The sequence below is a fragment of the Jannaschia sp. GRR-S6-38 genome, assembly GCF_029853695.1.
Classification (GTDB): Bacteria; Pseudomonadota; Alphaproteobacteria; order Rhodobacterales; family Rhodobacteraceae; genus Jannaschia; species Jannaschia ovalis.
The window spans coordinates 1,102,533-1,126,417 of sequence record NZ_CP122537.1 but is presented as its reverse complement, the minus strand read 5'-3'; the positions used below and the strand labels follow the sequence as shown (position 1 = coordinate 1,126,417).

The following is a 23,885-nucleotide window of genomic DNA, read 5'->3' as shown; positions in this document are numbered from 1 at the left end:
CTCTCCGCCCCGGCGGGCCGGGGCGAGAATGGAAAACCTCACCTTTCGGCGCCGCGTGCGGCGCGGGCGAAGCGGCGCGCCAGGGCCGGGGCTTCACCCCATTGCCGCTCGGGCGCGAAGGCGTCGGAGTCGAGGCCCGCCATCTCGATCAGCGACCCGCCCCTCTCGCGGATCTCCGTCACCCAGGCCTTGACCCGGGCTTGCGCCTCCGGGCGGGGCAGGTCGAGCGCGAAGGACACGGCCTCGGCATGGATCAGGCCCGAGGGGTCGTCGAGCGGCGCGCGCAGCCGCGCCGCGTCGGGCGCGATCCGCATGCCGCCCAGCAGCGTCAGCGCCCGCGCCGCGCCGGTGACCAGCGGCGGCAGGGACAGCCATTCCGCGAACCACGCGCCGCCGTCGCGCTGGTCCCAATGCGCCGCGTCGAAGCCATGGGCCAGCGCCGCGCCATGGATCGCCAGCGCCCGGATCTGGCTGGGCGCCACCGGGTTGCGCTTTTGCGGCATGGTCGAGCTGGCGCCGCCCGCGGCCAAGGTGACGGAGCCGTCGCGCGCGAGCAGGAGCAGGTCCGTCGCGGGCTTGTCACAGGCCCGCAGCACCGCGTTCAGCCATTGGGCCAGCGCGCGGACATGGCTGCGCCCCGCATGCGGGCTGCGGCCCGGATCGCGCAGGCCCAGCGCGCCCGCCAGCGCGCCCCGGATGCGCGGCCCGGCCTCGCCCATCGCCGACAGCGTGCCCGACGCGCCATTAAGCGTGACGATCTCGACCGCCTCGCGCAGGGCGGGCAGCGCGTCGCGGGCTGCGAGCAGACCCTCGCCCCAGACCGCCACCGCCGCCCCGAAGCTGCTCGGCGTCGCGACCTGGCCATAGGTCCGCGCGGCCATCGGCGTCTCGGCATGCGCCTCGGCCAGATCCGCGAGCGTGGCCAAAGCTGCGTCCAGCCGTTCCGCCATCAGGGCCAGCGCCTGCCGCAGCCGCAGCGCCGCTCCGGTGTCGATCAGGTCCTGGCTGGTCGCGCCGTGATGCACCCAGCGCGCGTGTTCCGGCGCGTTCATCGCCGCGCGGAAGGCGCGCAGCAGGCCCGGCACGCTGACCCCGTCGGCCGCCGTCTCGGCGGCCAGCCCGGCGGGGTCGATGGCCACCTCCATCGCCGCGCGGTGGATCGCCTGGGCCGAGACCTCCGGCACCAGCCCCTCCGCCGCCTGCGCGCTGGCCAGCGCGCCCCAGACGATCAGCATCGCGCGGATCTCGGCCCCGTCCGAGAACAGCCGCGCCACGTCGCGATCCGCCCAGCTTTCGCCATGCAGCGCGCTGTCGAAGGGCGAAACGCTCACGGCAGGAAGCCGTTGAGCAATTCGGCATAGGCGCGGGGGGCCTCGACGCAGGGCAGGTGCCCCGTGCGGGCGATCAGCTCGAAGCGCGAACCGGGGATCAGATCGGCGGTCTCGCGCACGAGATCGGGCGGCGTCGCGCCGTCTTCAGACCCCGCGATGGCCAGCACCGGCAGGCGCAGCCCGCTGGTCGGCGTGTAGAGATCGGTGCCCTTGATCGCCGCCGAGCAGCCCGCATAGCCCTTGGGCGGCGTCTCGCAGAACCGCGCGCGCCAGAGCGCGAGCCCCGGTCCCGCGCGGAAGTCGCGACCGAACCAGCGCTCCATCACGCCGTCGGCCAGCGCCTCCATGCCGTCGCGCAGCACCGTCTCGATCCGCATGTCCCAGAGCTTGTCGTCGCCGATCTTCGCCGCCGTGTTCGACAACACCATCCGCGCCACGAGGTCGGGCCGCTTCACCGTCAGGCCCTGCGCGATCAGCCCGCCGATCGACAGGCCGACGAAGCTGCACTGGGTGATGCCCAGCGCCTCGATCACCGCCTCGGCGTCCGAGATCAGCGTGCCCATCGCGTAGGGCGGCTCGGGCACGTCCGACCGGCCGTGGCCCCGCTTGTCCCAGCGCACGATGCGCAGGCCGGGCTTCAGATGCGGCAGGATATCGTCCCAGAGCCGCAGGTCCGTGCCCAGCGAATTGGCGAAGACCACCGGATGGCCCGCCGGGTCGCCCTCGTCCTGAACGTGAAGCCCGATCCCGTCCCTCGCTTCGATCCTCATAGCGGCAACCCCACGTAGTTTTCGGCCATCACGGTCTGCGCGGCCTCGGAATGCTCCAGGTAGTCGATCTCGGCCTGTTTCATGCGCCGCTCGAAGGCGCCGTCCTCCGGAAAGCGGTGCATCAGCGTGGTGAACCACCACGAGAAGCGCGTGGCCTTCCAGACCCGCGCCAGCGCGCGGTCGGAATAGGTCGCGATGCCGTCATCCTCGCCGCCGTAATGGCGGATCAGCGCGTCCGAGAGATAGGCCACGTCCGATATGGCGAGATTCAGCCCCTTGGCGCCCGTGGGTGGTACGATATGCGCCGCGTCGCCCACCAGGAACAGGCGGTTCCAGCGCATCGGCTCGGCCACGAAGCTGCGCAGGGGCGCGATGGATTTCTCGATGCTGGGCCCGATCTCCATCGCCTCGGCCACCTCCGAGGGCAGGCGGCGGCGCAGCGCGTCCCAGAAGGCTGCGTCGGTCCATTTCTCCAGCGGATCGTCGGTCGGGGCCTGGATATAGTAGCGGCTGAGCGTGTCGCTGCGCATCGAGGCCAGCGCGAAGCCGTCGGCATGGCTGGCATAGATCAGCTCGGGGGCGGCGGGCTTCGTGCGGCTCAGCACGCCCAGCCAGCCGAAGGGATAGACGCGCTCGACCGTGCGCAGGACGGTCGCGGGGATGGTCCGGCGGCTGACGCCGTGGAACCCGTCGCATCCGGCGATCCAGTCGCAATCGACGCGGTGCTCGGCCCCGTCCTTGCGGTAGGTGACATGCGGTGTGCCGCCTGCGTCGTGGATCGCGACCTCCTCGGCCTCGTGGACGATGCGGCCGCCCGCCGCGTCCCGCGCGGCATAGAGATCGGCCGTCACCTCGGTCTGGCCCCAGACCATGACCTGCGCGCCGGTCAGCGCCTCGAAATCGACGCGGAAGCCGCGGTTGCGCACCGCGAGGCAGGTTCCGGAATGCGGCTGGCCCTGCGCATCCATGCGCGCCGAGAGGCCGGCATCGCGCAGCATCGCGACGGTGCCGCGTTCCAGCACGCCCGCGCGGATGCGGCCCAGGACGTGCTCCCGCGACCGCCGTTCCAGCACGATGCTGTCGATGCCCGCCCGGTGGAGCAGATGCGACAGCATCAGCCCCGAGGGGCCGCCGCCGATGATGCAGACCTGCGTTCGCATTCGTCCTCCCGCCCGCTTTTGTGGACGGGGGGCGGGGCTGCGGCAAGGGCCCTGCGCGGATCGGGCTTGCACCGCGCCGGCGCCTGTTCTTTCGTCGCCCCGACGGCGAGGGAGGCGAGCGATGCGACAGGTCAGGGCGGCGGTGAGCCGCGCATTCGGGGCGCCCATGGCGATCGAGACGGTGACCCTGACCGATCCCGGCCCCGGCGAGGTCGAGGTCGAGATCGAGGCCTGCGCGATCTGCCATTCGGACATTACCTTCCTCGACGGCGGCTGGGGCGGTGATCTGCCCGCGATCTACGGTCACGAGGCGGTGGGCCGCGTGGCGCGGCTGGGCGCGGGCGTCACCGGGCTGGCCGAGGGGATGCGCGTGCTCGTCACGCTGATCCGCGCCTGCGGCGCCTGCCCGTCCTGCGCCGGCGGACGGCCCACGCAATGCGCGACGCCCGGCGCGGGCGCGGGGCCGCGCGCGGGGGACGCGCCGGTGGTCGCGGCGATGAATTGCGGCGCCTTCGCCGAGGCGGTGGTCGTCGATCAGAGCCAGCTCGCCCAGATCCCCGACACGATCCCGGCCGAGGCGGCCTGCATCCTGTCCTGCGGCGTCGTGACCGGGCTGGGGGCGGTGGTGAACACCGCGCGGGTCCGGCCCGGCGACTGGGTGGTGGTGATCGGCGCGGGGGGCGTGGGGCTGAACGCCGTGCAGGCGGCGCGGCTGTCGGGGGCGGCGCGGATCGTCGCCGTCGACGTGACCGAGGAGAAGCTCGACACCGCGCGCGAATTCGGCGCGACCGACGGCGTGCTGGCCGGCGCGGACGGGCGCGCCGCGATGCTGGGGCTCGGGCGGCTGGCCGATCATGTCTTCGTCACCGTGGGCGCGGGGCCGGTGATCGACGGCGCGCTCGACTGGTGCGCGCCGCATGGCACCGCCTACCTTGTGGGCATGCCGCATTCCGGCACGGTCGGGCATTTCAATCCCGTCTCGGCGGCCTATTACGGCCAGGGCCTGCGCGGCACGCGGATGGGCGACGTGGTGCTGCGCCGCGACATCCCCTGGCTTCTGGACCTTCATGCGCAGGGGCGGCTGAAACTCGAGGAGCTGGTCTCCGACACGTTCCCGCTGGAGCGGATCAACGACGCCGTGGCCGCGACGCGCGCGGGGCAGGGGCGGCGCAACGTGGTGGTGATGCGATGAAGCTGGCCGATCTGGAGATCTTCGTCGTCGCCCCGCCCGCGCCGGGCTGGGGCGGGCGCTACTGGATCGTGCCCAAGCTGACCACGGCCTGCGGCATCAGCGGCTACGGCGAGGTCTACGCCTCGGCCATAGGCCCCGAGGCCATGCGCGCGGTCATCGCCGACGTGTTCGAACGGAACATGGCGGGCACCGACCCCGCCGAGATCGAGCTCATGTCCCGCCGGGTCTGGGGCTCGGGCTTCACCGGGCGGCCCGATCCGACCGTCTGGGGCGCCTTCGCCGGGCTGGAGATCGCCTGCTGGGACATTCTCGGCAAGGCGCTCGACAAGCCGGTCTGGGCGATCACAGGCGGGCGGCTGAACGACCGGCTGCGGGCCTATACCTATCTCTACCCCGATGACGGCATGGGCGACGGGTTCTGGACCTCGCCCGACCTCCAGGCGCAGGTCGCAGCCGACCGCGTGGCCGAAGGCTGGACCGCGCTGAAATTTGATCCCGCCGGGCCCTACACGATCTTCGGTGGGCATCAGCCCGCGCGCTCCGATATCGCGCTCTCCGCCGAGATGTGCCGCGCCATCCGCGCCGCGGTGGGCGACCGGGCGGATCTCCTGTTCGGGACGCATGGCCAGTTCACCGCAGCGGGCGCGATCCGGCTCGCGCGGGCCATCGCCCCGCATGATCCGCTCTGGTTCGAGGAGCCGGTGCCGCCGGGCGACCCCCACGCGCTGGCCGAGGTGGCGCGGGCCACGCATATCCCCGTCGCCGCGGGCGAGCGGCTTTGCGGGCTGTCGGAATTCGCGACGCTTCTGCGGCTGGGCGGCGCGTCGATCCTGCAACCGGCGCTGGGCCGGCTGGGCGGTCTGTCGGAGGGGCGCAAGCTCGCCGCGCTGGCGCAGGGCTTCGGCGCGCAGATCGCGCCGCATCTCTATTGCGGCCCGGTCGAATTCGCGGCCTCAGTGCAGCTCGGGACGACGATCCCGAACCTCTTGATGGTCGAAGCGATCGAGTCCCCCTTCCATCACGCGCTGGGCGGCGGGCCGCGGGTCGAGGCGGGCTTCGTCCGCGCCCCGGACGCGCCGGGTCTGGGCATTGCCTTCGAGGAGGACCTCGCCCGCGCGCATCCCTATGCGGGCGACGGCCTGCATCTGGAGATGTCGGAGGCGCCCTGCGACTATGCCGAGGGCAACGCCTTCACCGGGGGCGTGCGCGACTGAGGGCCTGATACGAAAAACGCCCGCCGGTTGGGCGGGCGTCGATCGGGTTCGGGCGAAGGCCGGGTCAGACCGTCTCGGCGCGCCGCTCCTCGAAGCTCATCTCGATGAAGCTGGGGACATGGTCGCCCAGTCCGACCACCCTGCCGCCGCGGTCGTCGCCGCCGCTGCGGCCGCGGCCGCCGCGCGACCGGCCGCTCCGGACGTCACCGCCGCGATTGTCGCCGCGGCTCTCGTCCCGGCCGGCATCGCGCTCGGGCCGGGGACGGGGCGCGGGCGCCTCGCGGCGCGCGGCCTGGCCGTCATCGCCGTCGCGGTCGTCCTGCACCGGGGCGGCATCCGACTCGGGTGCGACCTCGACCTTCCGCGACCGGGACCGGCTGCGCGAACTGGTGCGACGCGGGGTCTCCTCCTCCTCGGCGGCCGCCGACTCGGTGGGGCGCTGGCCCGGCGGGCTCCAGGGATTCTCGCCGCGCGGGATCTCCCGCTCGACCAGCCGCTCGATCGCGGCGAGGTATTTCTCGTCCGAGGGCAGGGCGATCGTGTAGGCCATCCCGGTCTTGCCGGCGCGGCCCGTGCGTCCGATGCGGTGGACGTAATCCTCGGCATGGCTGGGCACGTCGAAGTTGAACACGTGGCTCACATTCGGGATGTCGAGGCCGCGCGCGGCCACGTCGGAGGCCACGAGGAACCGGACCGAGCCGTCGCGGAAGCCATCCAGGGTGCGCGTGCGCTGCGACTGGTCGAGGTCGCCATGGATCGGCTCGGCATTGTAGCCGTGCTTCTTGAGCGATTTCGCGACCACGTCGACCTCGGTCTTGCGGTTGCAGAAGATAATCGCGTTGCGGCAATCCGCGCCGTCGCGGTCGATCACCGCGCGCAGGATCTCGCGCTTGTCCTTGGAGCCCATGTCGCGACGCTTGGGCTGATGCTCGATCAGAACCTGGGTGATCTGCTCGGAGGTCGAGTTCTGCCGCGCCACCTCGATCTTCTCGGGGTTCGATAGGAACTTGTTGGTGATGCGCTCGATCTCGGGGGCCATGGTGGCCGAGAAGAACAGCGTCTGACGGGTGAAGGGCGTCATCTCGAAGATGCGCTCGATATCGGGGATGAACCCCATGTCGAGCATCCGGTCGGCCTCGTCCACGACCATGATCTCGACGCCGGTCAGCAGAAGCTTGCCGCGCTCGAAATGGTCGATCAGACGGCCGGGCGTGGCGATCAGCACGTCGACGCCGCGGTCGATCAGCTGGTCCTGCTCCTTGAAGCTCACCCCGCCGATCAGCAGGGCCTTCTTCAGGCGCGAGCCCTTGGCGTAATTGTCGAAATTCTCGGCCACCTGCGCGGCCAGTTCGCGCGTCGGGCACAGCACCAGGCTGCGCGGCATCCGCGCGCGGGCGCGGCCCTTGCCCAGCATCGTGATCATCGGCAGCGTGAAGGCCGCCGTCTTGCCGGTGCCCGTCTGGGCAATGCCCAGAACGTCGCGACCCTGCAGGGCGGGAACGATCGCGCCCTCCTGGATCGGCGTCGGCGTGGTGTAACCCGTGGCCTCGATGGCCTTGAGAACCTTCGGGTCGAGGTTCAGGTCGGAAAAGCTCGTCATGTGCGTCCTGGTTGGAGCGGGGCCGCATTGCCCTTGGCTCGGGGGTGGCGGGACGCCTGCTTTCGCGCCCCTCGGAAATCGTCGGCCGGTGCGTGGCACGGGCGTCGCCCGCCTAGCAAAGCGGGGACCGGCGGTCAACGCGCCGTCGGTGTTACGGATTTGGGGGCGTATCGCCGCCTTTCAAGGGAACGGCCTGCCGGGGGCGCGGGTTTGCCCCCCGCATGACCGGAACAAACAGGAGGACGACATGCCCGACAAACGCGGAAGCGCCCATTGGGAAGGCAGCCTGAAAGACGGCCGCGGGACGATCTCGACCGAAAGCGGCGCGCTCGACGCCCATCCCTACGGCTTCAAGGAGCGCTTCGAGGGCGTGAAGGGCTCGAACCCCGAGGAGCTGATCGGCGCGGCGCACGCGTCCTGCTTCTCGATGGCGCTGTCGATGATCCTGGGCCAGTCCGACATGACGCCCGCGTCCATCGACACCCAGGCCACGGTCACCCTGTCCGAGGTCGATGGCGGCTTCGCCGTCACCAAGTCGCATCTCGACGTGACGATCTCGGTCCCCGGCGCGTCCGAAGCGGACGTGATGGAGGCCGCCAACGCCGCCAAGGAAGGCTGCCCGATCTCGAAGCTTCTGGACTGCGAGATCACGATGGACGCCAAGGTCGCCTGACGGAACCGACCTTCGGCCAACGACGATGCGGGGCGGTCAGCGCAGAAGCCAGGCCGCCCCGATCAGTTCCGGCACCAGCACGACCAGCCCCAGAAGGGCCAGCAGCCCGTTTCGGATCGTCAGGCCCAGCCCGAACAGCGCGACCGGCAGCGCCAGCGCGGCGGGCAGGCCCGGCACGAAACCCAGAGCGATCATCAATGCGCCCGAACCCATCACCGCGATCGCGCCGGGGATCAGGATCACGCGCCGCTCGGTCAGCCGCGGCGAGCGGGCGCGCAGGCGGTGACGGTGCCGCTCAAGCCAGGGCCGCATCCGATGGACGCCGTCCTGGATCTGGCGCGCCGGCAATTCGCGCCGCGCCAGCCAGCGCGGCAGGCGCAGCCCGTCGCGGCCGCGCAGCATCTGCCAGCCGGCCACGAGGAGCAGGCATCCCACCGCCAGCGGCACGCCCGGCAGCATCCCGACGGGCAGCATCATCCCGACCGCGCCCAGCAACAGGACCGGCCCGAAGCCGCGCTCGCCCAGCGCGGCCAGAAGGTCGCCCAGGGTGATCGTCGCGCAATCCTCCGTCGCCGCATCGACGCGGTCGACGAGGTCGCGCAATCCGCTGGGGGTCTCCGGGCCGGTCATCTGTCTCCCTCGGGATGTCCGGTCCAACGGGTACCGGCGAGGCGGCGTTCCCGCGCATCGCGGGCCCCCTGGCCGGGGGGCCCGCTCAGGTCCCGGCGCTGGGATGCAGCCGCGGCGCGTAGCCGGCCTGCAGGATCCGGCGGGTGACGGCATTGGTCAGCGCGCGGACCGTCCCGCCGGGCAGCGGCTCGGGCGCGCCCCATCCCTCGGGCGCGTAGGGCAGGGCGCGGCCTCCGAGCCTGAGCCACGCGCGGGCCGCAACCGCGAAGACCGCGCCATCGGGCAGGTCGCCCGCCTTCGCCGTCTCGTGGCGAAGGCCCCGTGCCCCGGGTTCGGCGCGGGCGGCGTGCAGCCGCGCGTCCATCTCGGGCGCGGGCGGGCTGTCGCCGAAGGCGCGCGCCCAGGCCGCCTGCCAGCGCCGATAATCCGCCCGGCGGCATTCGGCGCAGGGGCGGTGCCCGGCGGCGAGCGCGACCGCCTCGTCGAGAAAGAAGAGCTCGGTGTAATGCCCGGGCGCCAGCAGGCGCCGGTGGCGGCCCCGAAACGACAGCAGGCAACAGACCCAGTTGCGATGTCGCCAGCGCGCGGGGCCGATCCGGCCCTCGGCATCATGCAGGATCCCGCGATTGCCCATCAGCGTGCCGCGCGCCGGCGTGGTCAGAAAGCTGCCGTCCGGATGCACGCGGTTGGGACGGGGCACGCCGCCGTCAGGACCCCACGAGGACCGCGTCGGTCATCACCACCGCTTGCATCGTGTCGGCGTCCCGCACCGGATGCAGCGCCCCGCGCAGGGTCGCGCGCCGCCCCTCCTCGGCTGCGGGCAGCGGGTCGGCGAGGCGCACCTCGATGGCCGTGCCATGATCGCCGGATCCGCAGAACGGGCATTGGCCCAGGTCGGACACGAGCATGAAGTCCCGCGTCTCGGCCTCCCATCCGACGGGCACCAGGTAGCCGGTGATCTCGAAATCCGGCGCGCCGCCCGCGATCTCGGGCGGGTAGCTCTTGACCACGGACCAGCTGTCCGCGGTCTCGACCTCGGTGACCTCGATCTGGTCCAGGATATGCCAGGCGGCGGTGTCGGCCTGGGCGGTGGCGGCGAGCGGCAGGGCGGTCAGCGAAAGAGCGGTGCTGCGGCGCATGGGGTTCCCCGTTGTGGTGTTCGATGCAGCGCGCAGAGTGCTGATTCCTCCGGGTTGGGCAAGCGGGTGGGCCGGCCGCGCGTCCCCATCGGTGGGAGCCTGCCGCCGGGTCAGTCGGCGGCGTTCGCCCGATCGATCAGCGCGGCCAGCGCCGGGTCGCCCTCGGCCGCACGCGCGATGCGGTCCGCCATGCCGGGGCGTTCGGCCAAGTCGGCCAGCGCATCGGCCAGCCGCTCGTGCTCGTCGAGCGGCAGCCCCGCGCGGATCGCGTCGAGGGCGAGCTCGGGATGCTCGGCGATAAGGTGATCCATCACCGCCCCCGTCCACGCATCCGGCGCATCCTGCGCCAGGTCCTCGGACGCGAGATACGCCACCAGCCGCGCCGCGAAGCGGTCCAGCGGCAAATCATCCGGCGGCAGCGCGTCAGTCGTCGAGGGCAATCCCAGGGCGGTGGCGACCACCGCGCGGGGGATCACCGCAACATCTCCTTCGTCGCCGACAGGGTCACTTCGGGGTGGTCGCGCTCGATCCGGTCGATGTCCCATTGCAGGCGGGTCAGGAAGACCGGGTCGCCGTCATTGTCATGGGCGATGTGCTGCTTGTTGCGGTTCACCACCTCCTCGACCGCCGCCTTCGGGCCCGACAGCCAGCGGGCCGAGGTGAATTGTGACGCCTCGAAGCGGACGGGCAGGCCGTATTCCAGCTCGATCCGGCTCGCCAGCACCTCGAATTGCAGCGCGCCCACGACGCCGACGATGAAGCCCGACCCGATGGCCGGTTTGAAGACCTTCGCCGCGCCCTCCTCGGCGAATTGCATCAGCGCCTTCTCCAAGTGCTTGGCCTTCATCGGGTCGCCCGCGCGCACGCCCTGCAAGAGTTCGGGCGCGAAGCTTGGGATGCCGGTGAAGCGCAGATCCTCGCCCTCGGTCAGCGCGTCGCCGATGCGCAGCTGGCCGTGGTTCGGGATGCCGATGATGTCGCCGGCCCAGGCTTCCTCGGCCAGTTCGCGGTCGGAGGCGAGAAACATCACCGGGTTGGAGATCGCCATCGGCTTCTTCGAGCGGACATGCGTCAGCTTCATGCCGCGCTCGAAATGCCCCGAGGCCAGTCGCAGGAAGGCGACGCGGTCGCGGTGCTTCGGGTCCATGTTGGCCTGCACCTTGAAGACGAAGCCCGTGACCTTGCCCTCATCCGCGCCGACCTGGCGCGGCTCGGCGCGCTGCGGCTGGGGCGCGGGGCCGAACTCGGCGATGCCGGCCATCAGCTCCTGGACGCCGAAGGAATTGATCGCCGAGCCGAACCAGATCGGCGTCAGCGAGCCCTCGAGGAACGCGTCGCGGTCGAAGGCGGGCAGCAGCTCGCGCGCCATCTCCAGCTCCTCGCGCAGCGTCTCCAGCAGTGCGGCGGGGACGTGCTCGGCCAGCTTCGGGTCGTCGAGCCCGCTGATCTTCACCGTCTCCGCCACCTTGTTGCGATCGGCGCGGTCCATGAGTTCCAGCCGGTCGCGCAGCACGTCGTAGCAGCCGATGAATTCGCGCCCCTGGCCGATGGGCCAGGAGGCGGGGGTGACGTCGATGGCGAGGTTTTCCTGGATCTCGTCGATGATCTCGAAGGTGTCCCGGCTCTCGCGGTCCATCTTGTTGCAGAAGGTCAGGATCGGCAGGTCGCGCATCCGGCAGACCTCGAACAGCTTCTGCGTCTGGCTCTCGACGCCCTTGGCGCCGTCGATCACCATCACCGCCGCGTCGACGGCGGTCAGCGTGCGGTAGGTGTCTTCCGAGAAATCCGAGTGGCCGGGCGTGTCCACGAGGTTGAAGCGATATTCCATCGCGCCGCGATGGAAGTCGAAGGACATGGCCGAGGCCGAGACCGAAATGCCGCGATCCTTCTCCATCTGCATGAAGTCCGACCGCGTGCGTCGCGCCTCGCCCTTGGCGCGCACCTGGCCCGCCATCTGGATCGCGCCGCCGTAGAGAAGGAACTTCTCGGTCAGCGTCGTCTTGCCCGCATCCGGGTGCGAGATGATCGCGAAGGTGCGGCGGCGGCCGATCTCGGGCGGAAGGGCGGGGCGGTTGGAGAGCGCGGTGTCTGGCATGGCGGGCATATAGAGGCGGGCGGGGGCCCCCGCAATCAGCGTCGCGCCCGCGATCCCCGCGCGGCTTGCGATCCGCTCCGCCCCCGATCACCATCCGGGTCGCCGCGATTTCGGGAGGGAGGGCCATGCCGATACGGGTCGCGTCCAGCACCGACATCCCGGACTGGATCGCGCTGCGGGCGCGCCTGTGGCCCGGCACGTCGCGCGCCGAACACCGGGCCGAGGTCGAGGAATGGCTCGCCGGGACGCCGGACCGGTGCATCGTGTTCGTCGCCGTCGGGGCGGAGCGCGGGCTTCTCGGCTTCGCGGAGGCGGCCCTGCGCCACGACCACGTGAACGGCTGCGAGACGACGCCGGTCGCCTTTCTCGAAGGCATCTTCGTGCGCTCCGAGATGCGGGGCACCGGGATCGGCGCCGCGCTGGTCCGGTCGGTTCAGGCCTGGGCGATCGAACGCGGTTGCACGGAGCTGGCCTCCGACGCGGCCCTCGCCAACCGCGACAGCCATGCCTTCCACGCGGCGATGGGCTTCGCGGAAACGGAGCGCGTCGTGTTTTTTCGCAAGAGGCTTGGGGAGACCTGATCGGCGCCCGGCTCAAGGCCACCACCGGCCGCCCCGGTCAGTGCGCGGGGCCGACCACCGGGTCGATCAGCGTGCGCCCGCCATCGACGGTCAGCACCTGCCCGATCATGAACCCCGCCGCGTCGGAGGCGAGGAACTGCACCGTCTCGCCCAACTCCGACGGCGGCGCGATGCGGTGCAGCGGCGTGGCGTCGATGATCTGCTGGCGCAACTCGCCTTCCTCGCGGATGCGGGCCTGCAGGTTGGCCGACATGACCGAGCCGACGGCCAGCCCGTTCACCCGGATCCGCTTGGACGCGAGGCTGACCGCGAGGCTGCGCGTCGCCTGGTCCAGCGCGGCGGCGCTGATCGAATAGGCCAGAAGCTCGGGCTGCGTGCGGCGCCCGGCGATCGAGCCCACATTGATGATCGAGCCGATCATCCCCTCGCCCTCCTCGCCCTCGGCCTGCGCGATCATGCGCTTCGCCACCGCCTGGCTGAGGCGCAGGGCCGTCATCAGGTTCTGCTCCAGCAGCATCATCACCGAGTTGTCGTCGGCATCGAGCGGATCGGTCACCATGATCTGGCGCGAGGCGTTCACGAGGATATCGACCCGCTCGAACGCGTCGATCGTGGCCGACAGCAGGTTCGCCACCGTCAGACGCTCGCGCAGATCGCCCGCGAAGTAGCGCAGGTTCGGCGTCTCCTCGCCCTGGCTGTCGCCGATCTCGGCCTCCAGCCGCTCCTCGTCGCGATCGGCGAACATGACCTTCGCGCCCGCCTCGACGAAATGCCGCGCGATGGCGAGGCCCACGCCATTGGCGGCCCCGGTGACGATGGCGGTCTTGCCTTCGATGGAAAGGCTCATCTCGCGCTCCTTGCCGGTCTGCGGGGCTTGCGGGCCTGAAGGACCTTGTAGCCGTCCCGATCCTCCAGGGCCACGGTTTCGGCGAAGGCCTCGGACAGGGCGGCCTCGTAGGGCAAGTGCCGGTTCGCGACCAGCAGGAAGCGGCCCCGTGGCGACAGCAGGCGCGCGGCGGCACGGATGAAGCCGCGGCCGATCTCGGGCTCGGCCTTGCGGACGGCATGGAAGGGCGGGTTGCTGATGACGGTGTCGAAGGGCCCGCCCGCGAAGCGCGTGGCGTCGGCCCAGTGGAAGCTGGCGCGCGGGTCGGGCAGGTTGATCCGCGCGCAATCGAGCGCGGCGCGCTCGGCCTCGACGAGGTGGATCTCGGTCACCTCGGGTGAGGCGGCGGCCATCACCGAGAGGTATCCCCAGCCCGCCCCCAGGTCGCAGACCCGGCCCGACAGGCCGGCCAGATGCGGCGCGAGCAGGGCCGAGCCCGGGTCGATCCCGTCCGCCGAGAAGACCCCCGGCGCGGTGACGAAGCCATCGGCCGCGCCGGGCGTCGCGGCCCAGCCCTTCGGCACCGCCCCCGGGGCGGAAAAGGCGAAGCACTTGCCATGCGCCTTGGCGAAGACCTCGCCCGTCTCGGCCACCGCGCGCACCGCCTTCAGCGCGGGCTCGACCCCGTCGGTCTTTGCGCCGTCCACGATCACCGGCGCACCTTCGGGCAGGGCGGCGACGGCCTGCGCCAGCAGGTCGAAGGACAGGGCGCGGGCGCGGGTCAGGAAGACGATGGCGGCGGCGAACTCGCCTGTGACGGCCTCGGCCACCGGCACGCCGCGCGCGGCAAAGGCGTCATGGTCGGGGCGAAAGCCCGTCACCGCAACGCAGCGATCGAGCGGCAGCCCCTCGGTCATGAGCGTCGCGGGCGGGCGCAACAGCAGCACGCGGCCCGCCTCGGGCAACGAAACGGCACCCTTGGCGAGGGCGAGGCTCAGGCGATCCGACATGGGAAAGGGAGGACTACTCCTCCTTCTCCATCGTGCATTGCAGCGGGTGCTGGTGGCGGCGGGCGAAATCCATCACCTGCGCGACCTTGGTCTCGGCGATCTCGTGGCTGAAGACGCCGACCACGGCGAGCCCCTTCTTGTGCACGGTCAGCATGATCTCGACGGCATGGCTGTGGCCGATGCCGAAGAAGCGTTCCAGCACCATCACGACGAATTCCATCGGCGTGTAGTCGTCGTTGAGCAGCAGCACCTTGTAGAGCGGCGGTCTCGCCGTCTTGGGCTTGGTCTTGGTGACGACCGAGACATCGCCGTCATCCTCGGGCGTGTCGGCCATCGCTGTCACATCCAGGCGTTGCATCGCGTCGGGGTCCTCTGGCGAATGGCTGATGGCTTCATATAGGCAGGGGCGCGGTCAGGGAAAGAGGGTCAAGTCATGAGCGTTACCACTATCGGCTTCGACGCGGACGACACGCTCTGGCACAACGAGCGGCATTTCCAGCTCACGCAGGCCCATTTCGCCGCGCTGCTGGCCGATCACGCCGATCCCGAGCACCTGATGGACCGCCTGCTGGAGGCCGAGCGGCGCAACATCGGGCATTACGGATTCGGCATCAAGGGCTTCACCCTGTCGATGATCGAGACCGCGATCCAGGTGACCGAGGGGCGCGTGCCCGCCGGCGTGATCGCAGAAATCCTCGATGCGGGCCGCGACATGCTGCGCCACCCGGTCGAGCTGCTGCCCGGCGCCGAGGCGGCTATCGCGGCGCTGGAGGCCACGCACCGTCTGGTGCTGATCACCAAGGGCGATCTCCTGGACCAGGAGCGCAAGCTGGCCGAGAGCGGGCTGGGCGAGCGCTTCCACGCGGTCGAGATCGTCAGCGAGAAGACGCCCGAAACCTACGCCCGCGCCTTCGCCACCCATGGCCACGGCCCCGAGCGGGCGCTGATGGTCGGCAATTCGATGAAATCCGACGTCGTGCCCGCCATCGCGGCCGGGGCCTGGGGCGTGTTCTGCCCCTCGGAGGTCGAATGGGCGTTGGAAGCGGCACCGGCGCCGGAAGGCGCAGCGCGCTTCCGCACCATCGCGACGCTGGACGAATTGCCGCGACTCGTGAAAGACTTGGGCTGAGCCGGGGTGGACCCTGGGGCCGCCCGGCGCGTTTGGCTTTTGCCGCCGCCCCCGGATCCGGAGGTCGCCGATGACCGAGCCCGTACGTCTCGCCATGTTCCGTGTCCTGACCGGGGCCGCGCTCGTCGCGGTCGGCTCGGCCTTCGCCTTCCTCGCCCCGCCCTCGGTCACCGCCGTCGCGCTTCTGCTTGCGCTGCTGCGGGTCTGCTGGCTGGAGGACAACATCAAGTCGGACCTTCTGGGCCGCGAGGATCTGCCGCCCAATCACGTCAATGCCGCCCGCCGCCGCCGCGCGGCGCTGCGGGCGCTGACCGGCCGGGCGGGCGCGCGCATGCGCGGGGCGGCGCTCGTCGCCACGGCGATGCGCGGGCAGGTGCAGGCGCTCAGCGCCGCAGCACTCGCCGCGCTGGCGGTGATCGTCGCGCGCGGCGCGGCCGAGCACCCGGTTATCGCGCTGCTTCTGCTGGGGGGCCTGCTCTGGGCCGCGCTGCGGCGGGCGGACGGGCTGACGGCCACGCTGGCGCATCTGGACGCGGGCCGGGCCCTGCCCGAGCACGTCCTGTCGCAGGTGCCCGACTGGGCGCATTCCTACCGCGTCGACCGCGAGGACTGACGCCTCAGACCAAGACGCCCTCGGCCGTGAGCGTGGTCTTGCCGCCGAGAAACGGCACCAGCGCCGCGGGCATCGCGACCGAGCCATCCGCCTGCTGGCCGTTTTCCAGCACCGCGATCAGGCAGCGCCCGACGGCGAGGCCCGAGCCGTTGAGCGTGTGGACGAATTCCGGCTTGCCGCCGCCCGCGGGCCGGAAGCGGGCATTCATCCGCCGCGCCTGGAAATCGCCCGTGGTCGAGCAGGACGAGATCTCGCGGTAGGTGCCCTGGCCGGGAAGCCAGACCTCGATGTCATGCGTGCGCCGCGCGCCGAAGCCCATGTCGCCGGTGCAGAGCACGACCGTGCGGTAGGGCAGGTCCAGCCGTTCCAGGATGCCCTGCGCCAGCCCGGTCATCCGGTCGAGTTCGGCCCGGCTGTGATCGGGATGGGTGATCGACACCATCTCGACCTTTTCGAACTGGTGCTGGCGCAGCATTCCGGCCGTGTCGCGCCCCGCGCTGCCCGCCTCGGACCGGAAGCAGAGCGTGTGCGCGACCATCCGGCGGGGAAGCTGCGCCGCCTCCAGCACCTCGCCCGCCACCGAATAGGTCAGCGTGACCTCGGAGGTGGGGATCAGCCAGTAGCCCTCGCGCGTCCGGAAGCTGTCATCGCCGAACTTGGGCAGCTTGTCGGTGCCCAGCATCGCGTCGTCGCGCACCATGACCGGCGTCATATGCTCGGTCAGGCCGTTCTCCTCGGTGTGGATCTCCAGCATGAACTGCGCCAGCGCGCGGTGGATGCGCGCGACCGCGCCGCGCAAGAGGACGAAGCGCGCGCCCGAGAGCTTGGCGGCGGTCTCGAAATCCATGCCCGGTTTCACGCCCGCGATCTCGAAATGCTCCTTCGGCACAAAACCCATCTCCCGCGGCGCGCCCCAGCGGGCGATCTCCACGTTGTCCTCCTCGTCCGCGCCGTCTGGCACGTCCGCATCGGGCAGGTTCGGAATCTCCAGCAGCGCGTCGCGCAGGGCGGCGTCGCGGGCGCGGGCCTCTTCCTCCAGGCTCGCGATCTCGGCCTTCTTCTCGGCCACCAGCCCGCGCAGACGCTCGAACTCCGCCTCGTCGCCCTTCGCCTTGGCGGCGCCCACCAGCTTGGAGGCGGCGTTGCGATCGGCCAGCGCGGCCTCGGAGGCGGTGATCGTGGCCCGCCGCGCCTCGTCCAGCGCCAGCAGATCGGCCGCCATCGGCGCCAGCCCCCGCCGCGCCAGCGCGGCATCGAACCCCTCCGGGTCGTCGCGGATCAGCTTGATGTCGTGCATGGGGCCCTCCGACGGTCTCTTGCGCTGCCAGATGCCACAGCGCCGCGGGTGGGACCAGTGCTTGCGCGGCCCGCTTGCGCCCCCCAGATGCCGTCAGTAGGTTGCCGCGACTTTTGCAGACGGGGCGACACGACCCCGGTCCACACCCAAGGGAGCAGACATGTTCGCAACCCCCGCCTATGCCCAATCCGCCGGCGGTGCCGCCGCGGGTCTCGGTTCCTTCATTCCGCTGATCCTGATCTTCGCGATCATGTATTTCCTCCTGATCCGTCCGCAGCAGAAGAAGCTGAAGGAACACAAGGCCATGGTCGAGGCGCTGCGCCGCGGCGACCGGGTGATCACGCAGGGCGGGATCGTCGGCAAGGTCACCAAGCTTCTGGAAGAGGGCGAGGTCGAGGTGGAGATCGCCGAGGGCGTGAAGGTCCGCGTCGTGAAGTCCACCATCGCCACGGTGCTGTCGAAGACCGAACCGGCGGCCTGAGCCATGCTGCAGATCGCGCTCTGGAAGCGGCTGGGCATCGCGCTGGTCTGCCTGGCGGGCCTGTCGCTGGCGCTGCCGAACCTGTTCTACAACCGCGTCGAGCGCCACAACGACGCCGCCACCGCGATCGAGCGCGGCGCGATGCCGACCGATGCGCTGGAGGCCGATCTCGCGCTCTGGCCCGACATCCTGCCCTCGGGCCTCGTCAATCTGGGCCTCGACCTGCGGGGCGGGGCGCATCTGCTGGCCGAGGTGCAGCTGGGCGACGTCTACGAGGCGCGGCTCGACGGCTACTGGCCCGAGGTGCGCGACGCGCTGCGCGAGGTGCGCGCCGAGGTCGGCACCATCCGCCGCCAGGACGCGCCGCCGGGTGAGCTCCGGGTGCGCATCTCGCGCCCCGAAGGCCTCCAGACCGCCATCGCCGCCGTGCGCGACCTGGCGCAGCCCATCGTCTCGATCTCGGGCGTCGGCCAATCCGATATCGACGTGCGCGGCGCGGGCGACACCGTCACCGTCACCCTGTCGGAAGGCGAGCGGGCGGCGACCGACGACCGCACCATGCAGCAGAGCCTCGAGATCATCCGCCGCCGCGTCGACGAGGCCGGCACGCGCGAACCCACGATCCAGCGCCAGGGCTCCGACCGCATCCTGATCCAGGTGCCGGGCATCGGCTCGGCGCAGGAACTCAAGGAGCTGATCGGCACCACCGCGCGGCTGACCTTCCACCCGGTCGTCACCCGCGCGGCAAGCGCCGATGCGGATGTCGATCCCGACCAGCTTCTGCACCCCTCGATGGACGAGGACGGGACCTTCTACCTGCTGGAGCGCACGCCCGTCGTGACCGGCGACGACCTCGTCGACAGCCAGCCGGCCTTCGACCAGAACGGGCTGCCCGCGGTCACCTTCCGCTTCAACCCGGCGGGCGCGCGGGCCTTCGGCGAATACACCTCGCAGAACGTCGGCGCCCCCTTCGCCATCGTGCTGGACGAGGAGGTCGTGACCGCCCCTGTGATCCGCCAGGCGATCACCGGCGGCTCGGGCCAGATCACCGGCAATTTCGACGTGGAGGAGGCCAATCGCCTGTCGATCCTGCTGCGCGCGGGCGCGTTGCCGGCCGAGATGACCTTCCTCGAGGAGCGCACCATCGGCCCCGAGCTGGGACAAGACAGCATCGACGCGGGCCAGGTCGCCTCGCTGGTCGCGATGGCGGCCGTCGTGGTCTTCATGGTCGCCGCCTACGGGCTGTTCGGCATCTTCGCCACCATCGCGCTGGGCATGAATGTCGCGCTGATCTTCGGCGTGCTCAGCCTGATCGGCGGCACGCTGACCCTTCCGGGCATCGCCGGCATCGTGCTGACCATCGGCATGGCCGTCGACGCCAACGTGCTGGTCTTCGAGCGCATCCGCGAGGAGTTGAAGACCGCGCGCGGCCCGGCCCGCGCCATCGAGCTGGGCTACGAGCGCGCGCTCTCGGCCATCGTCGACGCCAACATCACCACCTTCATCATCGCGGTGATCCTGTTCACGCTCGGCTCGGGCCCGGTGCGGGGCTTCGCGGTCACGCTGGGCATCGGCATCCTCACCTCGGTCTTCACCGCGATCTTCGTGACGCGGCTGTTGATCGTTTTGTGGTTCGAACGCCGCCGCCCCAAGACGATCGAGGTCTGACATGCGCCTTAAACTGGTTCCCGACGAGACCAACTGGGACTTCATGCAATGGCGCCGCTACACCTTTGGCGCCTCGGTCGTGGCCATGCTGGCCTCCATCGCGATCTGGCTTATCGTCGGGCTGAATTTCGGCATCGACTTTCTCGGCGGCACGACGATCCGGACCGAGAGCACGCAATCGGTGGATGTGGGCGCCTATCGCGACGCCATCGCGCCGCTGGGCCTGGGCGACGTGACCATCACCGAGGTCTTCGACCCGACCTTCGAGGAAGGCCGCAACGTCGCTCAGGTCCGCATCCAGGCGCAGGACGGCGCCGAGGCCGTCACCCCCGAGACCATCGCCGCCGTCGAGGCCGCGCTGCAGACGGTCGATCCCTCGATCACCTTCCCGTCGGTCGAATCCGTCGGGCCCAAGGTCTCGGGCGAGCTGATCACCACGGCGCTGCTGGCCGTCTCGGCCTCGCTGGTGGCGATCCTGTTCTACATCTGGCTGCGCTTCGAATGGCAGTTCTCGGTGGGCGCCATCGCCGCGCTGATCCACGACGTGGTGCTGACCGTCGGGGTATTCTCGGCGCTCCAGATCCGCTTCGACCTGGCGACGATCGCGGCGATCCTGACGATCATCGGCTACTCGATCAACGACACGGTCGTGATCTTCGACCGGCTGCGCGAGAACCTGATCAAGTTCAAGAAGACGCCGCTGATCGACGTGATGAACCGCTCGGTCAACGAGACGCTCAGCCGGACGCTGATGACCTCCGGCACGACGCTGCTGGCGCTGCTGGCACTGATGATCCTGGGCGGCGACGTGATCCGGGGCTTCGTCTTCGCGATCTTCTGGGGCGTTCTGGTGGGCACCTATTCCTCGGTCTATGTGGCCAAGAACGTCGTGCTGATGCTGGGCGTGGACCGCGACCCGAAGAAGCCGGGCGCCGCGGGCACCCAATTCGCCGACGTGGACGCCTGAGGCCATGTGGGACGGGCTGGCCGCCGCGCTGGCCCTGCCCGGTTTCGCGGGGCTCCTGGCCTGCGGCGCGGCCGCGGGGCTGGTCTACGGCTTCGCGGGCTTCGGCGCGGCGCTGATCTTCATCCCCGTCGCCGCCGCGCTGACGGATCCCGGCGTGGCGCTGGCCAGCTTCGCGGTGATGGCCTCGGGCTCGGTCGTGACGATCCTGCCGCGCGTCTGGCCGGTGGCGGATCGTGCGGCCACGGGCTTCATGATCCTGGCCGCGACGCTGACCATGCCGCTGGGTGTGGCGCTGCTGACCCGCCTGCCCGAGGCGCCGCTGCGCTGGGCGATCTGCGGCATCGTGGCGGCCACGCTGGCCGCCGTGATGGCGGGCTGGCGCATCACCCTTTCGGACCGCGCGCTGCCGCGGCTGGGCCTCGGCGCGACGGCGGGGCTGATGGGCGGGGCGACGGGGTTGCTCGGGCCGGTCGTCATCCTGGTGACGCTGGCGGGCGGCGCCGCGGCCGCGCGGATGCGCGCCAACATGGCGCTGTTCCTGACGACCGTGACGCTCCTGATCCTGCCCACCCTCTGGTGGCAGGGCGTGCTGACGTTGCCGGTCTTCTGGATCGGCCTGATCCTGCTGCCGGTCTATGCCGGGGCGACGCTGGTCGGGCAGGCCCTGTTCCGCCCGGGGGCGGAGCGCGTCTACCGCGGGCTCGCCTACGCGGTGGTGGCGGGAGCGGTCGTGCTGGGGCTGCCGGTGTGACCCGGCGAGTATTGCAACGACCGCGCCGTTCGGGCCGTCAATTGAGCGTAAGGGTCTGTCCAAAGAGGCTCGGATCGACGTAATGTCCCCCGCCAAGCGCGTCGCTCGCGCCGCTTACGACAGCGGCATCGTAGCTCTGATCCTCGGCGTCGCGAACGCGGCCACGCTCGTGGTAGATGGTGTCCAGCGACCCAAACAGATCTTCGGAAGGCTGCAGATCCGATTCATCAAGGACAAGACCTCTTTCTTCGGCGTCGCGGAGGGCGTCGCTAAACAGCCAGTTCTGATAAGCATTCATCTGATCCAGCTCTTCGTCCGACAAGGTCGACAGGTCGGAATGGAACATGTCGAACAGCGCCTGATCGTGCGGCGTGTAGGAGAAGGGCCGCATCAGCGCGAACTCGGCGAAGGTCGTCGGGATGCCCTGCGACGTGATCTGCGTCTCGACGGCCTGTGCCTGACTCTGCACGCCTTTCGATACAACGCCCATCACGGCCAGCCCCAGCCCGACCAGCGCCGCCGTCAGGACGACCCAGTCCACGGTGACGGCGCCGTCCTCGGCGCCGATGAAGTCATGTCGTATCGCTGGTGAACCCCGTCCTCGAACCTGCGAACAATCGCAACATGGCTTTCGGGCATTTTTTTGGCACCCGCCCCCTGCAAACCGGCCTTCCGACCCCTAGTCTGGGAACGATCCCTGCACAGGAGGCGGATCATGGATATCTCCGAAACCAATTTCGACGACGCCCGGCCCTTCGACGGCTACGGGCCCGGCTTCTTCCGTGTGGGCGGCGAGGTGGTCGAGGGCGCGCTGGTCCTGCATGCCGGCGGGATCGCGGGCTGGGACGGCTATCGCGACGCGGAGGCGCTCACGCGGCTCGCCGGGCGAGTGGATTTCGTGCTGGTCGGCACCGGCGCCGAGATCGCCCACGTGCCGGGCGACCTGCGCGCCGCGGTCGAGGAAGCGGGCCTCGGGCTGGAGGTGATGAACACCCCCGCCGCTTGCCGGACGTATAACGTGCTGGTGGGCGAGGGCCGCCGCGTCGCCGCCGCGGTCCTGCCGGTGGGCTAGACCTCAGTCGGCCGAGGCGATCTGTACCACCCCGCCCTGGTCGTAGCCCATCTCGGTGGAGATGCGCGCCAGTTCGGCCTCGTCATATTGCGTCTCGGTCGGCCGCGTGCGTCCGCCATCCACATAAGCCATGTCGATCGCCGCGTTGAAATCGGCGAGCTGGCCCAGGGTGTCGTCATCGGCGCCGCTCAGATCGGCCTCGGCCACGGCGTTGAAATAGGCGGCCACCTGGTCGAGATCGTCATCGGGCATGCCGGCCATGTCCGTCAGAAGCCCGTTGAAGACCCGCTGATTGTGCGCCGCGTAGCCGAAGCCATGGTTCATCCGGGTGATGACCGAGGGGGCGTTCATGTTGGCGTCGATATCGGTGACCGTCGCCTGCACGCCGCGCGAGACGGTCGCCATGACGGCCAGCCCTAGCGCGACCATCGCGGCGGTCAGGACCACCCAGTCGACAGTGACCGCGCCTTGCTCGTCGCGAAGGAATTTGGCGGAAAACATGGCGGGCCTCATTCTCAAAATCGTTAGGAGTGGTCTACCGGGTCAAGGGGGCGGAATTGAGGCGTGGCCGGCGGCCGTCAGTAGGTCAGGAAATCGGTCCCGCCGGGCAGCGCGTTCAACTGCTCCTGCGTCCAGGTCGCGTCGGTCGGGCGGTCGAGATTCATGTCGCTCCAGCTCAGGTCCAGCGCGGTGTTGACGTCGTGCATGGCCTGGATCGTCTCGGTGCCGTAGGCGCCCGGATCTGCCGCGACCGTGGTCGTCAGGTCGTCGAACCAGGCCGTCAGCACGGCGAGCTCCTCCTCGCTGAGCACGCCCATCGCGTCATAGGCGCCCGACATGAACCCCTGGTCGTAGATGGTCCGCACCGGGGGCTGCACGATCTGGGCGGAGTATTTCGAGTTGGCCGCGATATCCGAGCCCGCATCCGCCGTGCCGGCCTTGAGCCCGGCCATCATCGCGACGCCCAGCCCCGCCGTCAGCGCGCAGAGCACGGCGTATTCGACGGATATCGCGCCGGTTTCGTCTTCGAGGAAACGGGTGAGGGGGGGCATGGCGGGGGGCCTTCGATGGGTCATCGGAGGCAGGATCGCCCGCCATGCCGGCGCCATGATGATGGGAATGCGGCGGAATCGGGGCCTTACCAGTGGCCGGTATTCTCCATCGAGGCCCAGGGCTCCTGCGGGGGCTTGGCGTCGCCCTTCTGCAGAAGCTCGACCGAGATGTTGTCGGGCGAGCGCACGAAGGCCATGTGCCCGTCGCGCGGCGGGCGGTTGATCGTGACCCCGGCATCCTGCAGCTTGGCGCAGATTTCGTAAATGTCATCAACACGATAGGCCAGGTGGCCGAAATGGCGGCTGTCGTCGGGCAGGGCGTCGTCGCCGTCCCAATTGTAGGTCAGTTCGACATCGGCGCGGCCGTCGGCCTGGTCGGGGGGGCACATGAAGACGAGGGTGAAACGGCCCTTCTCGTTCTCCGAGCGGCGGCGTTCGACGAGGCCCAGCATCTCGTAGAAGGCCTTGGATTTCTCGAGGTCCTTCACGCGGACCATGGTGTGGAGATATTCGATGCCCATGCGGTTTTCCTTCGAAATTCGACGTATGATCTGCGGGTGATCCACGGGTGATCCGTGTCCGACATGTTTTGACATAGCGTGTCCGGTTGCGTCCGCCACGGGGACCGCTAGCC

At 70.4% G+C, this 23,885-nt stretch carries 28 protein-coding genes; 11 read left to right on the top strand and 17 right to left on the bottom strand.

Annotated features, from left to right (window positions below; translation table 11 throughout):
* Window positions 1-38 precede the first annotated feature (38 nt).
* Genes P8627_RS05805 through pobA form a run of 3 tightly spaced genes read right to left on the bottom strand, consistent with a single transcriptional unit; the run spans window position 39 to window position 3,261 of the window.
* Window positions 39-1,331 (bottom strand): lyase family protein, encoded by a 1,293-nt coding sequence (locus tag P8627_RS05805; RefSeq protein WP_279966713.1) that lies wholly within the window; start codon window positions 1,329-1,331, stop codon window positions 39-41.
* The gene (gene pcaD, locus P8627_RS05800; protein ID WP_279966712.1) at window positions 1,328-2,101 is read right to left on the bottom strand and encodes a 3-oxoadipate enol-lactonase; all 774 of its coding nucleotides are present in this window, start codon (window positions 2,099-2,101) and stop codon (window positions 1,328-1,330) included. The genes P8627_RS05805 and pcaD overlap by 4 nt, the downstream gene beginning before the upstream one ends.
* Window positions 2,098-3,261: a 4-hydroxybenzoate 3-monooxygenase gene (pobA, locus tag P8627_RS05795; RefSeq protein WP_279966711.1), complete on the bottom strand. Its 1,164-nt coding sequence runs from the start codon at window positions 3,259-3,261 to the stop codon at window positions 2,098-2,100. Before pobA ends, pcaD begins: the two co-directional genes overlap by 4 nt.
* A gap of 121 nt (window positions 3,262-3,382) precedes the next feature.
* On the opposite strand from pobA, the gene P8627_RS05790 reads away from it, so the two are divergent.
* Together P8627_RS05790 and P8627_RS05785 are read left to right on the top strand one after the other, a co-directional pair.
* Window positions 3,383-4,453, top strand: coding sequence for an alcohol dehydrogenase catalytic domain-containing protein (locus tag P8627_RS05790; protein ID WP_279966710.1), 1,071 nt, complete (start codon window positions 3,383-3,385; stop codon window positions 4,451-4,453).
* Window positions 4,450-5,667 (top strand): mandelate racemase/muconate lactonizing enzyme family protein, encoded by a 1,218-nt coding sequence (locus P8627_RS05785; protein WP_279966709.1) that lies wholly within the window; start codon window positions 4,450-4,452, stop codon window positions 5,665-5,667. The genes P8627_RS05790 and P8627_RS05785 overlap by 4 nt, the downstream gene beginning before the upstream one ends.
* 64 nt (window positions 5,668-5,731) lie before the next feature.
* On the opposite strand, the gene P8627_RS05780 is transcribed toward P8627_RS05785, so the two are convergent.
* The gene (locus tag P8627_RS05780; RefSeq protein ID WP_279966708.1) at window positions 5,732-7,267 is read right to left on the bottom strand and encodes a DEAD/DEAH box helicase; all 1,536 of its coding nucleotides are present in this window, start codon (window positions 7,265-7,267) and stop codon (window positions 5,732-5,734) included.
* A 247-nt stretch (window positions 7,268-7,514) separates the two neighbouring features.
* On the opposite strand from P8627_RS05780, the gene P8627_RS05775 reads away from it, so the two are divergent.
* Complete coding sequence (locus P8627_RS05775) at window positions 7,515-7,940, top strand: OsmC family protein (protein WP_279966707.1); 426 nt, start codon at window positions 7,515-7,517, stop codon at window positions 7,938-7,940.
* 36 nt (window positions 7,941-7,976) lie between these two features.
* Here P8627_RS05775 and P8627_RS05770 read toward each other — a convergent pair whose 3' ends face one another.
* The 5 genes from P8627_RS05770 to P8627_RS05750 all read right to left on the bottom strand — a co-directional run bounded on the left by P8627_RS05770 (window position 7,977) and on the right by P8627_RS05750 (window position 11,804).
* Window positions 7,977-8,570, bottom strand: a complete 594-nt coding sequence (locus tag P8627_RS05770) for an exopolysaccharide biosynthesis protein (protein WP_279966706.1) — start codon at window positions 8,568-8,570, stop codon at window positions 7,977-7,979.
* 85 nt (window positions 8,571-8,655) lie between these two features.
* The gene (locus tag P8627_RS05765) at window positions 8,656-9,270 is read right to left on the bottom strand and encodes a hypothetical protein (protein ID WP_279966705.1); all 615 of its coding nucleotides are present in this window, start codon (window positions 9,268-9,270) and stop codon (window positions 8,656-8,658) included.
* Window positions 9,271-9,277: 7 nt separating this feature from the next.
* A complete protein-coding gene (locus P8627_RS05760; RefSeq protein WP_279966704.1) occupies window positions 9,278-9,709 on the bottom strand; it encodes a hypothetical protein in 432 nt (143 codons plus the stop codon).
* A 110-nt stretch (window positions 9,710-9,819) separates the two neighbouring features.
* Complete coding sequence (locus P8627_RS05755; RefSeq protein ID WP_279966703.1) at window positions 9,820-10,185, bottom strand: hypothetical protein; 366 nt, start codon at window positions 10,183-10,185, stop codon at window positions 9,820-9,822.
* Window positions 10,182-11,804, bottom strand: coding sequence for a peptide chain release factor 3 (locus P8627_RS05750; protein WP_279966702.1), 1,623 nt, complete (start codon window positions 11,802-11,804; stop codon window positions 10,182-10,184). The genes P8627_RS05755 and P8627_RS05750 overlap by 4 nt, the downstream gene beginning before the upstream one ends.
* Window positions 11,805-11,929: 125 nt before the next feature.
* Between P8627_RS05750 and aac(6') the strand changes: the two genes are divergently transcribed.
* Window positions 11,930-12,385 carry an aminoglycoside 6'-N-acetyltransferase gene (gene aac(6') / locus P8627_RS05745; RefSeq protein WP_279966701.1) on the top strand — a complete coding sequence of 152 codons (456 nt, stop codon included), beginning with the start codon at window positions 11,930-11,932 and terminating at the stop codon, window positions 12,383-12,385.
* A 37-nt stretch (window positions 12,386-12,422) separates the two neighbouring features.
* On the opposite strand, the gene P8627_RS05740 is transcribed toward aac(6'), so the two are convergent.
* From P8627_RS05740 to clpS, 3 genes are read right to left on the bottom strand one after another with little or no spacing between them, the layout of a single operon-like run.
* Window positions 12,423-13,232, bottom strand: coding sequence for an SDR family NAD(P)-dependent oxidoreductase (locus tag P8627_RS05740; RefSeq protein WP_279966700.1), 810 nt, complete (start codon window positions 13,230-13,232; stop codon window positions 12,423-12,425).
* A complete protein-coding gene (locus tag P8627_RS05735; RefSeq protein WP_279966699.1) occupies window positions 13,229-14,221 on the bottom strand; it encodes a class I SAM-dependent methyltransferase in 993 nt (330 codons plus the stop codon). Before P8627_RS05735 ends, P8627_RS05740 begins: the two co-directional genes overlap by 4 nt.
* 13 nt (window positions 14,222-14,234) lie before the next feature.
* A complete protein-coding gene (gene clpS / locus P8627_RS05730; RefSeq protein ID WP_279966698.1) occupies window positions 14,235-14,579 on the bottom strand; it encodes an ATP-dependent Clp protease adapter ClpS in 345 nt (114 codons plus the stop codon).
* A gap of 75 nt (window positions 14,580-14,654) precedes the next feature.
* Here clpS and P8627_RS05725 point away from each other — a divergent pair, with 75 nt between their 5' ends.
* Both P8627_RS05725 and P8627_RS05720 read left to right on the top strand, forming a co-directional pair.
* On the top strand, window positions 14,655-15,350 hold the full coding sequence (locus P8627_RS05725; protein WP_279966697.1) for an HAD family hydrolase: 696 nt from the start codon (window positions 14,655-14,657) through the stop codon (window positions 15,348-15,350).
* A gap of 70 nt (window positions 15,351-15,420) precedes the next feature.
* Window positions 15,421-15,963 (top strand): hypothetical protein, encoded by a 543-nt coding sequence (locus tag P8627_RS05720; protein ID WP_279966696.1) that lies wholly within the window; start codon window positions 15,421-15,423, stop codon window positions 15,961-15,963.
* A 4-nt stretch (window positions 15,964-15,967) separates the two neighbouring features.
* Here the strand turns inward: P8627_RS05720 and serS are convergent, their stop codons facing one another.
* Entirely contained in the window at window positions 15,968-17,260 is a 1,293-nt protein-coding gene (serS, locus tag P8627_RS05715) for a serine--tRNA ligase (RefSeq protein ID WP_279966695.1), read from the bottom strand.
* Between the two features lie 160 nt (window positions 17,261-17,420).
* Here serS and yajC point away from each other — a divergent pair, with 160 nt between their 5' ends.
* The 4 genes from yajC to P8627_RS05695 are packed head-to-tail and all read left to right on the top strand — an operon-like array spanning window position 17,421 to window position 21,127.
* Window positions 17,421-17,741 (top strand): preprotein translocase subunit YajC, encoded by a 321-nt coding sequence (yajC, locus tag P8627_RS05710; protein ID WP_279966694.1) that lies wholly within the window; start codon window positions 17,421-17,423, stop codon window positions 17,739-17,741.
* 3 nt (window positions 17,742-17,744) lie between these two features.
* Window positions 17,745-19,409, top strand: a complete 1,665-nt coding sequence (secD, locus tag P8627_RS05705) for a protein translocase subunit SecD (RefSeq protein ID WP_279966693.1) — start codon at window positions 17,745-17,747, stop codon at window positions 19,407-19,409.
* Between the two features lies 1 nt (window position 19,410).
* A complete protein-coding gene (gene secF / locus P8627_RS05700) occupies window positions 19,411-20,376 on the top strand; it encodes a protein translocase subunit SecF (protein WP_279966692.1) in 966 nt (321 codons plus the stop codon).
* A gap of 4 nt (window positions 20,377-20,380) precedes the next feature.
* The gene (locus P8627_RS05695; RefSeq protein ID WP_279966691.1) at window positions 20,381-21,127 is read left to right on the top strand and encodes a TSUP family transporter; all 747 of its coding nucleotides are present in this window, start codon (window positions 20,381-20,383) and stop codon (window positions 21,125-21,127) included.
* Between the two features lie 37 nt (window positions 21,128-21,164).
* Here P8627_RS05695 and P8627_RS05690 read toward each other — a convergent pair whose 3' ends face one another.
* Complete coding sequence (locus P8627_RS05690; RefSeq protein WP_279966690.1) at window positions 21,165-21,668, bottom strand: hypothetical protein; 504 nt, start codon at window positions 21,666-21,668, stop codon at window positions 21,165-21,167.
* A 174-nt stretch (window positions 21,669-21,842) separates the two neighbouring features.
* On the opposite strand from P8627_RS05690, the gene P8627_RS05685 reads away from it, so the two are divergent.
* A complete protein-coding gene (locus P8627_RS05685) occupies window positions 21,843-22,199 on the top strand; it encodes an Mth938-like domain-containing protein (protein WP_279966689.1) in 357 nt (118 codons plus the stop codon).
* Between the two features lie 3 nt (window positions 22,200-22,202).
* Here P8627_RS05685 and P8627_RS05680 read toward each other — a convergent pair whose 3' ends face one another.
* The 3 genes from P8627_RS05680 to P8627_RS05670 form a co-directional block, all read right to left on the bottom strand.
* Window positions 22,203-22,700, bottom strand: coding sequence for a Flp family type IVb pilin (locus tag P8627_RS05680; protein ID WP_279967545.1), 498 nt, complete (start codon window positions 22,698-22,700; stop codon window positions 22,203-22,205).
* 77 nt (window positions 22,701-22,777) lie between these two features.
* Entirely contained in the window at window positions 22,778-23,251 is a 474-nt protein-coding gene (locus P8627_RS05675) for a Flp family type IVb pilin (RefSeq protein WP_279966688.1), read from the bottom strand.
* Between the two features lie 86 nt (window positions 23,252-23,337).
* The gene (locus P8627_RS05670) at window positions 23,338-23,772 is read right to left on the bottom strand and encodes a VOC family protein (RefSeq protein WP_279966687.1); all 435 of its coding nucleotides are present in this window, start codon (window positions 23,770-23,772) and stop codon (window positions 23,338-23,340) included.
* Between the last annotated feature and the right edge of the window lie 113 nt (window positions 23,773-23,885).